At 40.3% G+C, this 12,738-nt stretch carries 9 protein-coding genes; 6 read left to right on the top strand and 3 right to left on the bottom strand.

The genetic code is table 11. The features are described from left to right. Positions 1-320: 320 nt before the first annotated feature. From PNC201_RS02740 to PNC201_RS02750, 3 genes are all read right to left on the bottom strand, one after another. Complete coding sequence (locus PNC201_RS02740) at positions 321-1,574, bottom strand: O-antigen ligase family protein (protein WP_102056093.1); 1,254 nt, start codon at positions 1,572-1,574, stop codon at positions 321-323. Positions 1,575-1,577: 3 nt separating this feature from the next. Then, positions 1,578-2,291: a WecB/TagA/CpsF family glycosyltransferase gene (locus tag PNC201_RS02745; RefSeq protein ID WP_010605772.1), complete on the bottom strand. Its 714-nt coding sequence runs from the start codon at positions 2,289-2,291 to the stop codon at positions 1,578-1,580. 164 nt (positions 2,292-2,455) lie between these two features. Beyond that, positions 2,456-3,283, bottom strand: a complete 828-nt coding sequence (locus PNC201_RS02750) for an LPS O-antigen length regulator (protein WP_158299100.1) — start codon at positions 3,281-3,283, stop codon at positions 2,456-2,458. A 551-nt stretch (positions 3,284-3,834) separates the two neighbouring features. Between PNC201_RS02750 and wecA the strand changes: the two genes are divergently transcribed. From wecA to tviB, 6 genes are all read left to right on the top strand, one after another. Further along, on the top strand, positions 3,835-4,872 hold the full coding sequence (gene wecA, locus PNC201_RS02755) for a UDP-N-acetylglucosamine--undecaprenyl-phosphate N-acetylglucosaminephosphotransferase (RefSeq protein WP_039841210.1): 1,038 nt from the start codon (positions 3,835-3,837) through the stop codon (positions 4,870-4,872). Between the two features lie 838 nt (positions 4,873-5,710). Further along, positions 5,711-6,190 carry a transcription/translation regulatory transformer protein RfaH gene (rfaH, locus tag PNC201_RS02760; protein WP_010605769.1) on the top strand — a complete coding sequence of 160 codons (480 nt, stop codon included), beginning with the start codon at positions 5,711-5,713 and terminating at the stop codon, positions 6,188-6,190. Positions 6,191-6,943: 753 nt separating this feature from the next. Continuing rightward, a complete protein-coding gene (locus tag PNC201_RS02765; protein ID WP_010605768.1) occupies positions 6,944-8,059 on the top strand; it encodes a polysaccharide export protein in 1,116 nt (371 codons plus the stop codon). Positions 8,060-8,071: 12 nt separating this feature from the next. Beyond that, complete coding sequence (locus PNC201_RS02770) at positions 8,072-8,506, top strand: low molecular weight protein-tyrosine-phosphatase (RefSeq protein WP_010605767.1); 435 nt, start codon at positions 8,072-8,074, stop codon at positions 8,504-8,506. Between the two features lie 14 nt (positions 8,507-8,520). Continuing rightward, positions 8,521-10,755, top strand: coding sequence for a polysaccharide biosynthesis tyrosine autokinase (locus PNC201_RS02775; RefSeq protein WP_102056095.1), 2,235 nt, complete (start codon positions 8,521-8,523; stop codon positions 10,753-10,755). A 697-nt stretch (positions 10,756-11,452) separates the two neighbouring features. Beyond that, complete coding sequence (gene tviB / locus PNC201_RS02780; RefSeq protein WP_199539676.1) at positions 11,453-12,727, top strand: Vi polysaccharide biosynthesis UDP-N-acetylglucosamine C-6 dehydrogenase TviB; 1,275 nt, start codon at positions 11,453-11,455, stop codon at positions 12,725-12,727. Positions 12,728-12,738 lie beyond the last annotated feature (11 nt).

Raw genomic sequence — 12,738 nt, forward strand, 5'->3', positions numbered from 1 at the left:
GCTAGTGAAGCAGGTAAAACTCATTGATTGGTAGTGCTTTCTAAGTCGAGCAGATTCAGTTGCTAGGTGAGGTTTAGGCGACGCTTACAGCTTTTTTATGTTTAGCTATTAAAAGTGCAAAGCACTGTGCAATGGCAGTGACAGAAGTGCTGTTGACAAAGATAATGCTCAGTTTGGATTGATTTAGTGCAGCCAGTCTGAGCATCAAAACGCCAATATTCAGAATCGACAGTCGACTTCCTGTGGTAAAAATACGCCATAGCTTTTGCCGTGTTACGATATACATCGTCAGCAGTTAATGTTTCATTTTATGGAGGAGATTATGTGCTTTTGATATGGTCCTTACTCAGATAATCAAGATAAACCATCAGTGCGGCGACAAACGCAGACCAAAGCGCAGAGCGGTAGGCATCTAAGGGAGTGCCCGTAAAAGCATAAAGAATAGCTGCGGTAACAGACAAGTGAGCTGATACGGACAGTTTAAGGTGTGTAAAACCTAAAGTAGCAATATGCCTTCTTGAAGTAAAACATACCTTCAATGAATAAAAATAAAAAATAATCAATACAGATGTAATAGCAATAAGACCAAATAGACCATATCTAAATAAGTAATCTAAATAGGTATTCTCTATGATCACTCCGTCATAGGCGAGAGGGGAACCTGAATACCAGTATTCAAGACCTTGGCTCAAAGCGGTAATTGTTTGGGCTTTTCTAGTTGACGTTGAGCCATCCAATTCACCTGAACTCATCAACTCAATAAATTGGACAATATACTGTAAATTGATATCTAGCTGGAGGATGGCAAGTATAGCTAGGCCTATAAAACAGCCTTTTAAAATAAGCAGCTTTTTTGCTATTCCTAAATTCAATGCAACGGATAAAGCTGAGAAGTAAATGGCAATTATTGCGGTGGCTAGATATCCCGTCTTAGATTGAGAAAGAAAAATGGCTAAGAAGATAAAAGTAATGCTAATGCCAGCTGCTACTTTCCTTTTTCCTAGGAAAAACTCCATAATGCAGTAGACAAGGAAAAAACTGAGGACATAGCAGGTGATGTATACCCATTCAAAGGTTCCTGGAGCTCTAAATCCGAAGCCAGCATAAACTTGCCTTGAGTTGATGATTTTTAATGCTGGTATATCACCTAAAATGATCTGCAATGCGATAAAAACTAGCTGCAGAATCATCATTCCAAGCAGCACTTTAGTAAGTTTTGGTAAGTCTTGTAGTTGAAAGTGTGTGCGTAACAAAGAAAAGAATGCTGCAGTATAAAAAAACAGAAAAAATGGCTTAATTAATACGCCAAAGTGGAAGCTTGAAAAGTGTTGCCACTGAAATGGAAATGTAATCAGCATTGCTACTGTAGGTAATAAGTAGACATATGCCAAGCTAGGTAAAGCGAACTTTGTCCTCGTTGCTAAAATGCTGATAGTCAACATTCCAAGCATTACAATAAAGTAAGACTTTTGCATAACCGTTGGCGCAATTGACGGTATGAAGTACGTAGGCCAATAGAAAAGAAGAAATATGGCCGCAAAAGTTACAAATTGAGGAAAGCTAGCTCGTTGCATTGACTACTTCTTTTTTAGCATGTGATATAGGTAGCTAACAATAAACTTCGGATATTGGCGGATAACGCGATCCCGAACATGTTTGTGTTTAACCATACGTTGTAGCCACCGTAGTCCTAATTTCTTTATTATAGGGTGGTAATAATCTGGTTTTATTGAAGTCTGTGTTAGAAATCCACCACAAGTAATGAACAGCATAGGTAAGTGAATTTTGTTTTTAGCGGTTACGCAGAATTGCTCTTGATATGGAGTACCCATACCAACTAATACTACATCTACGTTGCGTTCTTCCAACTCTTTCAACACGGGGGCTGTATCATCAATATACCCGTCTCGAGCATAAACAATATGAATATTTGGATATTGTTGCTTGAGGACCTTTACTGCTTTTTCATTTTCGTCTGCAGTTGCACCAATAACAGCTAAATTTAAATGTTCGTCACTAATATGCTGAAGAAACGGTGCTGCAATTGAGCTATAGTCAAAACTTGCACGCGTTATTTTAGGTAGAAACAAGTTATTTAGCTTACAAAGTAGCGCACCATCTGAAAAAAAGTAATCAATATTTTCGACCAGCTCAGGCCGTTTTTGTACTTCATGGTAAGAAAATGGGTTAACGAATGAAATCGCAACAGGCTTGTCTGCCTTTAAGGCATTTGCTCGTATTGCATCAAACTGGTCGCCTGAGTAAATTTTTTTATTGAGAAGGTCTTTCATAAAAAGTGAATTTTATTACCGTAGATTAGTTTATTGGCTTTTTAATAGCCTTTTTGTATTCAGCTCACAAATAACAACATTGCTATCAAAAAGAGTAAATTACCAAAGTTGTAATTTGTATTCGTTGGTAACAACACTTTGATGTATTACCAACGTCTATGTGTTTATCTATTTCTTTGTGAGTAAAAGCGGACGAGATAGATAAAAGTTGCAAATAAACCACCTAAAATCGTTAAGATGATTACGATAAAAGCGCGCTTTGGTGCATACTTCTCTTCTTCGAAGCTTGGTGGATCAATTGTGGTAAAGATATATTCGTCTTCAATTTCAGTGAGCATTTTTTGCTTCGTTTGCTCTTCAATCAAACGATAAAAGACCACTTGCATATCTGCAATAGTTGTTTGTTCTAACTTTCTATTTAAATACTCAATACTTTTTTCAGCTTGCTTGATGTCGTAAGTTTGCATTGTTTGATTAATTTCGCTTATCAATGTGTCCAATATCTTCTGGGCAAAGTACGGCGAAAGGTGTTCAAACGAAATGGTAAACATCCCATTTCTTTGCTCTTCTACACTAAGCATTTTGGAAAAAGCTTTGTAGGTTTCCCACAGTTGTGCTCGTTCATCCAACTCAAGGAACTGAGTCGTCTTAGGGTCTATTATTGCCTCGTCAAGAGTGAGCGTATTAGTTTCAGCATCCCATGATTTGGATGCGATGAGTGGAATGATTAAGTTCTGTTCATCAAATAATCGGTATAAAAATTCTTTGCTTTGAAGTTTTGCCAGTGCGACTTCAGTTTTAAATCCACCGTTTTGGGCTGGTGAAATTCCAGCTAATGCAGCAAGTCCTCCTAAAGAACTACCTAAGTCAGCTGATGCATTTTTCAAGCTTTGTGTTGGTGCTAACACTACGCTCGAACGATATGTGTTTGGTAAGCTGAGCGCTAACATCACTCCGGCGATAGCAAATATAAAACTGATGCCTAATATCATTAGTTTTGCTGACCATAAAAACTTAGCTAATTCTGAAAATTCAGGTGGTTCATTCCGCGTGATTAGTGTCGACTCGGACATTAGGCAATTATTCCATGATGCTTAAAAAAAGATGCATTATACAGGATTTGAAAGATCAATAAACAGGTTGCTATGTAATCTTAATAGGCATGTAAAGTATGGCTAAGCTTGGATATTTTTACTGATAAAACATGTGATTATCATTAGTTTGGACAGCGGGGCTGCTTTTGTTTAAGACAAGAGCAATTCACGGGTTAACGTTAAATAACAAAAGATCACAACAAGAACGTTTTTATTCGTTTCAAATTTATGTAAAACATCTATTGAAGCGGTTGTTTGGGTAGTGCATTGGTGGTATCAATCGGCTATAATGCTCCAGTTTTAAAGAACACACCTGCATGCGCTCACTGAAGAGGTTGTAAACGACAAAGAGGTCATAGAGTGGTTTTATATTTTTACATTCACAGATTTTGTACTTCAAACTCGACTATTCAGGTGAATTCATTAATGGAGAATCTATAGTGGAGCTCATGTTAGCCTTATTGTTTTCGTTCGCAATGTCTTTAGCCGCAATTGGTGTCGTGCGGCCCATGGCGATCCGTTTTAATTTGGTTGATAAGCCGAACGAGAGAAAGAAGCATGAAGGACATATACCCCTAATCGGTGGAATTGCCGTTTTTAGTAGTATTTTCATTACATCTAGCCTCTTTTTTCCTTTTAGTATCGAATTAGGTTGTTACCTTTTAGCATCAGGCCTCATGGTGCTGATAGGAGTGATGGATGACAAGCATGATTTGAGTGTGCGCTTTAGAATATTTTTTCAAATTGTTGTTGCTTCCCTAATGATATTCTCGATAGATAGTTATATTCAAAATCTAGGGGATCTTTTCTCATTTGGAGACATTAATCTCGGCTGGTTTGGCGTGTTATTTACCTACGTCGCTGTGATCGGAATCATCAATGCTTTTAACATGGTTGACGGTATTGATGGACTTTTGGGGACGATGGCTATCATTACGCTGAGCGCGATATCTATTCTGTTGTTTTTGAGTGGACAAGAAAATTTACTGTCAGTTTTGTTGGTAGTCGCTCTAGTTCCTTATTTGATTTTCAACTTGGGTGCTTTTGGAACTCAGTATAAGAAAATTTTTATGGGCGATGCTGGCAGTATGTTCATTGGTTTTACCGTGGTGTGGTTACTTGCCATCAACACTCAAGGGGCGACAAGTTCTTTTAGGCCCGTAACAGCACTTTGGATAGTTGCTGTTCCTTTGATGGACATGGCGGCTATTATTATTCGTCGTATACGAAAAGGGAAATCACCATTTAGCCCTGATCGCGACCACCTGCATCACATATTTTTACGCGCCGGCTTTAACTCACGACAAGCCTTATTAGTAATCTCCCTGATTGGTGCTTTATTTGCGTCGATAGGCGTTGCGGGAGAGCTATTTGAGATTCCAGAATCTGTGATGTTTGTCGCTTTTATCGGAATTTTCTTAGTTTATAACTACGCAATTTTGCATGTATGGCGAATCCTAAAATGGTACAGAAAGCACCGCGCATAGGGTTCTCTTTGCTGAACAGTTAGCGCAGATCTGAGCAAGCTTAGGGTTGCGCTAATTCTTCAATCTAGATGATTAGTAGTTCAAAAATACAAGTAAATGGTGTGAATGCGCTTAAAGTTATTCATGTTTCAAAAACCATTCTCGGTCAGTGTTATCAAGTTTCAAAATCCTGCTAAAATTTCGCTATATAACCGGAACTCGGGATAAGAAGTTAGTTAAGCTATTAAAATACCTAAGTTCAAAAGCGCAATATCACGCTAGCCAGAAGTTACTTCTTAATACAAGGCAAATTTGTGCGCCAATAGCTGGTCTATTGCAAGCAAATTAACCAGTCCGCTCTTTTCTTTACTGTAAAATACGCTTTTAACGCGCACTCTAACATTTGAGAGATCCTCAACTAAGTTACTCCTAGTGGGTGAGTAATACTCCATATAGGAGGTAAGGTTGAAATTTTGTTCTTATTATTAACAACTATGCAACTGTAAGTGTGCTAGGTCTTTATCGTTTTGAGTCACTGGTTTCCAACAGTATTTTTGAAAAGCCATATCTGAAATAACAGTTTTTGGACGAAGAGAACGAGTAGAAAGTGTTATCTATCTTTATTAGAACATAAGAGATCATGAGGTTCTACCTCACTTTAGTTTGTAGGGAGTATTCATTTATGTGCTTAAAATTAATGTTGTGTAATCGCACTTAACTAAATAGCTTGGCGTTACAAAGCGTTGCTAAAAAAGCTGCTGTTTGCGTTTTATTGGCACTGTTTTAGGGTGGACGCAATTGAGAATATACGTATAATAGTGAGCCTAAACCGTCAGGCTTATTTATAGGAACGCAACGCATGGAATGCTGGTATTTGCTCTACTGTAAACCAAAACAGGAATTCAGAGCACAGTCAAATCTTCAAAGTCAAGGGATCGTATCTTGCTTCCCGACTTTCATAAAACAAAAAAACTCAAGTGCGAAAGCGGTAACACAACCTCTTTTTCCACGGTATTTATTTGTTCGTCTTGATCCACATTCTTCACACTTTTCTGCGGTAAAAAACACTCGAGGTGTTGCTAATTTCATTCGATATGGAATGGATCTGCAAATAGTACCGGATGAACTAGTTAATGAGCTCATGCAATCTTGCAATGTTGAGGTGCAATGCGACTTGAAAGAGGGCGATCTGGTTCAGTTGACAGACGGTTGCTATAAGGATATTCACGCAATATTTCAACAACCTGACGGAGAAGTTCGAAGCATTTTATTAATTAAATTGCTTAATCAGTATACGAGAATAGTTGTTGATAACAGTACAATCAAAAAGGTACAATGAAAAATCAATCCTTTATTCTTATTTATTTGTAATATTAAAGGTGTACTGTGTTGTCGGTTAAGTTATCTGAAGTTGAAATTTAAACCTTCTCTACTCAAAAGAGCAAAAACAGAACGGTGTGAGTGGATTTGGCCCCTGTAGGCTGGATTTACTCTGCAACTTTGATTCTACTAAGAATAGTAAATTAGCTGGATAACACAGCAGCAAGCTACTGTAAAAGCACAAAGCTATGGCTGTTAGCTGAGCGGCACTTTATTTGGGTGCGTTAAGTTAAGTGTAGATACATCATCTTGAGATATATTTGCGGCCGAAGCACAACAAATAAAAACTAGAACAGCATTTAGGAGCTGCAACCTAAGGGCGGAAGCGTGCCTAAATATATTGAGAAGGGTTGAGTCAGGCAGTTGTGTCCCTAGATGGTAGATGAATAGACGTTCTATCTTAGTGAGACTGTATTAATTAGCTCTTCGTTCTATATTTAGTGTGTTAGTTGCGAAATGGTGAATAAAACGGGTTGTGCTAAATAAAGGGCTCAGGTGAAAATTTGCGGGATTAAGACACAAATTCTTATCACATAGCAGATAAAACACGGAACTAAGAGTGAGAACAGCTGCAAAACCTAGTACTCACTTGCGATTAACAATCGTGCATGCTTTAATTAGCCCACGAAATTTCTGTTGTCTATACGTTATTAAGTAAAAGGCAATAAAAGTAATTAAAAGAAAAGACTATAAACACTTTTGGGAAGATACAATGGCGCTACGCTGTAAAACTATCATTGCTTCAACTGTATTACTTGCAATGAGTGGCTGTACACTCGTTCCAGGTGGCCATTTCGAAGGAATAGGTTCTGGTGAACAAACTGCAAACCTTGAGCGAGATCTTGAAAAAGTAAATATTCATATTATCGACTCGCAATTGGTGCAAGAACATAAAATCAAACGAGCGAAACAAATTGATCACTCGTCGCTCGCGGGTATTGATGTTTCAAATTATGAATATCGTCTTGGCGTAGGTGATGTAATCACCATTGGTGTGTGGGATCATCCTGAACTCACCATTCCAGCAGCTGTACAACGAACAGCAGAGTTTGACGGTTTCCGTGTTCAAGCCGATGGTACAATCAACTTTGCTTATGCGCCAAAGGTTCCTGCTGCTGGTCGCACAGTAACCGAGCTTAGAACTGACCTTGCAAAAAGGCTAAGTCGTGTTATTGAAGAGCCGCAAATCGACGTAAAAGTGGTTGGTTTTAAAAGCCAAAAAGCATATGTAACTGGTGAAGTTACAAAACCTGGTGTGTATCCAATCACAGAAACTCCAGTGACACTCATTGATGCTATCAACCAAGCCGGCGGTTTAACAGAAAGCGCAGATTGGGAAACGGTAACCTTTACACGTGGTGACAAAACTGAAGTTATTCAACTCGATGATTTTTATGCCGAAGGTGATATTTCACAAAACCGCTTACTTAGACACGGTGATATTGTACACGTAAGTCGTAATGATAAACGCAACGTGTATGTGTTGGGTGATGTGATTAAAGCGGGCAAAGTAGACGTAAACCGCTATGGTTTAAGCCTAGCTGAAGCGCTAACGGATGTTGGTGGCTTTAACGAGCGTACAGCAGACGCAAACGGTGTTTTTGTCTTGCGTAAGCGCGACCTGCAAAAAGATGGTGTGCTTGCAGATGTATATCAGCTACATGCTAAAAACGTAGCCTCTTTAGTACTTGCTGAACAGTTTGAACTTGAGCCACAAGATATTGTGTATGTGACTAGCGCGCCACTTGCTCGTTGGAACAAAGTTATCAGTTTATTATTGCCTTCACTGTCTACAGTGGATGCGATTCAAGATATAGAAAATCAGTAATTGTGAGTACTCATGTTTGATAGTGTTTTAATGGTTTGTGCAGGTAACATCTGCCGCAGTCCTACGGCAGAGTATCTGCTAAAAAACAAACTAAGTGGCAAAAATGTAGCTGTTTCGTCAGCTGGATTAACCGCCCTAGAAGGAAAAGCCGCTGATGCATTAGCGCAGGAGTTGGCGAAAGAACAAGGAATCGACATGAGTGAGCACCAAGGTCGCCAGTTAACTGGTACCTTGGTCGCACAAAATAGTCTCATCCTCGTAATGGAGCAAAGGCATTTAACTGACCTATGCAGCCGTTACCCTCAAGCTCGTGGCAAAACCTTTTTACTTGGTAAATGGATTGGCGATAAAGAAATTCCAGATCCGTATCGCCAATCACGTGAAGCGTTTGAGCATGTTTATGAGCTTATCGATAGCGCCTGTGGCGCTTGGCAACAGTATTTATAAGGATCCGTGAGTATATGAATGCTCAGCCAAATCTTATCTCTAACCAAAAGTCATCAAAAGAAGAGACGCAAGAAATCGATTTAATGGCGCTAGTTGGCGCATTATTAGATGCTAAGTTTTTTATCGCAGGCATTACTGCACTATTTATGCTGTTAGGTATAGCCTACGCAATATTTAGCACGCCAATCTACCAAGCAACTGCAATGGTACAGGTAGAGGAAAAGGGCGGTTCTGTTCCCGGTTTTGATGATATGTCTGGTATGTTTGAAAGTACCTCTGCCGCAGTAACCGAAATTGAGCTACTAAAATCTAGAAGCGTCATTGGTGAAGCGGTCGATACATTAAATTTAGATACCGTTGTTGAGCCAAAACTATTTCCACTATTTGGTGGCCGCAGCTTCCGTAAATTTGTTGCACAAAGTGAAGGCGAAGTAGCAGAGTCAAGCCTTGGCGCAAGCTCTTATGCGTGGGGCGGTGAGCAAGTTGAAATACACCGATTTAAAGTGCCAAGTAGTGCCATAGGTACTTCTTTTATTTTACAAGCTAGGGCTGAAGAGTCATTTGCATTATTAACTAGTGATGGTGACGAAGTACTTGCAGGTAAAGTGGGCGAAGAAGTAAAGCAAGGTCAATTTGAGCTGACCATTAAGACTTTGATAGCACGTCCAGAGACCGAGTTTTCAATCGTTAAACGTAACCGTCTTCAGACGATTTTAGATCTGCAAAGTGCAATATCAGCGTCTGAGAAGGGGAAGGACTCAGGTATTATTAACTTGGCACTTCAGAGTGCTAGTCCTGAATATGCAGAAAAAGTGTTAGATAAAGTGGCTGGTATTTATGTGCGTCGCAACGTAGAGCGTAATAGCGCGGAGGCGCAGCAGTCTCTTGAGTTTTTAGAGGTGCAGCTTCCAGAAGTTAAACGTAACCTAGAGCGTGCAGAAAAAGCCTTTAATGACTACCAAATTCGCCAAGAATCTATTGATATTAGCCTAGAAACACAGGGCGTTTTAGAACAAATTGTAAAACTAGAAACTAAACTACAAGAGTTAGAGCTAAAGCGTTTAGAACTTGGCCGTAAATTTAAACGTGAACACCCCTCTTACCGCGGTGTGGTAGAGCAAATTGATACCGTAAAGCGCCAACGCAACGAATTAGCTGGTGAAGTACAAGGCTTACCAGAGACTCAGCGCGAGCTGCTACGCTTAAAGCGTGATGTAGAAGTAAATAACGAAATCTACACGCTGCTTTTGGGTAAAACGCAAGAGTTAGATATTGTGCGTGCGGGTACGGTAGGTAACGTTCGCATAGTGGACTACGCAGAGGTAAATACTACTCAGCCAGTCAAACCTCAAAAAGCACTAATCGTTGTGATGGCAACCATGTTGGGTGGAATGTTAGCCGTTGCGATTGTACTGGTGCAAAAAGCGCTGCATAAAGGTATTGAAGACCCAGCGGAAATAGAAGCATTAGGTTTGCCAGTATACGCCAGCGTGCCATTCTCAGAGTACCAAGTAAAACTCACAGGTTTTGCAAAGGCGCGCAAGGGCAAAGTGGCAAAGGCAAAATCGATACTTGCCATGGATAACCCTGCAGACCTTTCCGTTGAGGCGCTACGTAGCCTCCGTACTAGCTTGCACTTTGCTATGCTAGAAGCAAAAAACAATGTTATTGCTATCTCAGGCCCAAGTCCTGGCGTGGGTAAATCCTTTATTACCGTAAACCTTGCCACTGTGCTGGCACAAAGTGGCAAACGCATTCTTGTTATTGACGCTGATATGCGTAAAGGCTACCTGCAAACTCAGTTTGGCATGAAATGGGATGACGGTTTAAGTGATTACCTCTCTGGCCGATTGAATTTAGCGCAGGTGATTAAGCCAAGCCAAGTTGAAGGCTTGCAAGTAATGACCCGAGGCCAAATACCGCCTAACCCTTCAGAGCTACTAATGCATGAAAACTTTAGCAAGTTGATTGGTGAAGTGAGCAAAATGTACGACTTAGTTATTGTTGATACCCCTCCAATCTTAGCGGTAACAGACCCTGCTATTGTGAGTGCGCATGCAGGCACAACATTACTAGTAACCCGTTTTGGTCAAAACCATGCAAAAGAGCTAGAAATTACACGAAATCGTTTTGAGCAAAATGGTATTGATGTAAAAGGGGTGGTATTCAACGGTGTTGTTCGTAAATCAACTAATGCCTATGGTTACTACGGCTACTACAACTACGAGTACAAATCAGATAAAGCATAGCAGGTTATGTCGCTGCAACCCGTAGCAGCGACTTTACGTCGCGACCCGTAGCAACGACTTTATGTTACGACCGTAGCAGCGGCTTTACGTTACGACTCGTATAAGCGACTTTATGTCGCGACTCGTAGCAACGACTTTACATTACGACTCGTAGCTGCGACTTTATGTCGCGACCCGTAGCAACGACTTTACATTACGACTCGTAGCAGCGACTTTATGTCGCGACCCGTAGCAACGGCTTTACGTTACGACTCGTAGCAGCGGCTTTACGTTACGACTCGTAGCAGCGGCTTTATGCTGCGACCCGTAGAACGACTTTACGTTACGACTCGTAGCAGCGACTTTATGTCGCGACCCGTAGAACGGCTTTATGTCGCGACTCGTAGAACGGCTTTACGTTACGATTCGTAGCAGCGACTTTACGTCGCGACTCGTGGCAACGACTTTATGTCGCGACTTGTAGCAACGATTTTATGTTACGACTCGTAGCAGCGACTTTACGTTACGACTCGTAGCAACGACTTTACGTTACGACTCGTAGAACGGCTTTACGTTACGACCCGTAGCAGCGACTTTACGTCGCGACTCGTAACAAAAATTAAAATTGCGGCCAAATAAAACGACAAGAGCGGTCGGACATATTCCTTAACTTTCTTCTAAAGAAATCAAAATTAAACATTCACCAAGCGAGATGTATATGGATTTAAATAAAGTAAAAATTGGTGTTATAGGGCTAGGCTACGTCGGCCTTCCTCTAGCGGTAGAATTTGGAAAAAAATATGCAACACTTGGTTTTGATATTAACCAAAACCGAGTAAATGAATTACTTGCAGGGCATGACTCAACGCTAGAAGTCAGTGATGAAGAGCTAAAAGAAGCACCACACTTGCAATACTCTTATAACGTAGGCGATCTTAAAGCGTGCAATCTATACATCGTAACTGTACCTACTCCAATAGATAATCACAAACAGCCTGACTTAACACCACTAATTAAAGCCAGTGAAATGCTAGGAAAGGTCGTCGACAAGGGCGATATCATTGTTTATGAGTCCACTGTATATCCTGGTGCAACAGAAGAAGCATGCTTACCTGTTGTAGAGCAAGTTTCTGGTCTTAAGTTTAATCAAGACTTTTTTGCTGGGTACTCACCTGAGCGAATTAATCCAGGTGATAAAGAGCACCGAGTAACCAATATTTTAAAAGTAACTAGTGGTTCAACACCTGACGTTGCCGAGTTTGTAGATCAGTTGTACAAGTCAATTATTACAGCAGGTACACATAAAGCGAGCTCAATTAAAGTTGCAGAGGCGGCCAAGGTAATAGAAAACACTCAACGTGATGTAAACATTGCCTTGATAAACGAGCTTTCTATTATTTTTAATAAACTCAATATCGACACTCTTGAAGTACTTGAAGCGGCAGGTACTAAATGGAACTTTTTACCATTCCGCCCAGGTTTAGTGGGTGGACACTGCATTGGCGTTGACCCATATTATTTAACCCATAAAGCACAAAGTGTTGGTTATCATCCTGAGATGATCTTGGCCGGGCGTCGTCTAAATGATGGTATGGGTAAACATGTTGTATCTGAGCTAGTCAAAAAAATGCTGAAAAGACGCATTCAGGTAGAAGGTGCAAATGTTTTGGTGATGGGATTAACCTTTAAGGAAAACTGCCCAGATCTTAGAAATACCAAAGTAGTGGATATTATTACAGAGCTTAGTGAATACAATATCAACGTAGATATTGTAGACCCTTGGTGTTCAAATGAAGAAGCACAACATGAATATGGTCTCTCATTGACTTCTGAACACAAGCAAGGCCACTACGATGCGATTATTCTCGCTGTAGGTCACAATGAGTTTAAAGAGCTTGGTGCTGAGGAAATCAAAAAACTAGGCAAAAAGGAGCACGTATTGTACGACTTAAAATATGTGCTACCAAAACAAGCCGTGGATATCCGCCTATAAAAAGCGGACCT

It is taken from the genome of Pseudoalteromonas sp. NC201, assembly GCF_002850255.1.
Lineage (GTDB): Bacteria > Pseudomonadota > Gammaproteobacteria > Enterobacterales > Alteromonadaceae > Pseudoalteromonas.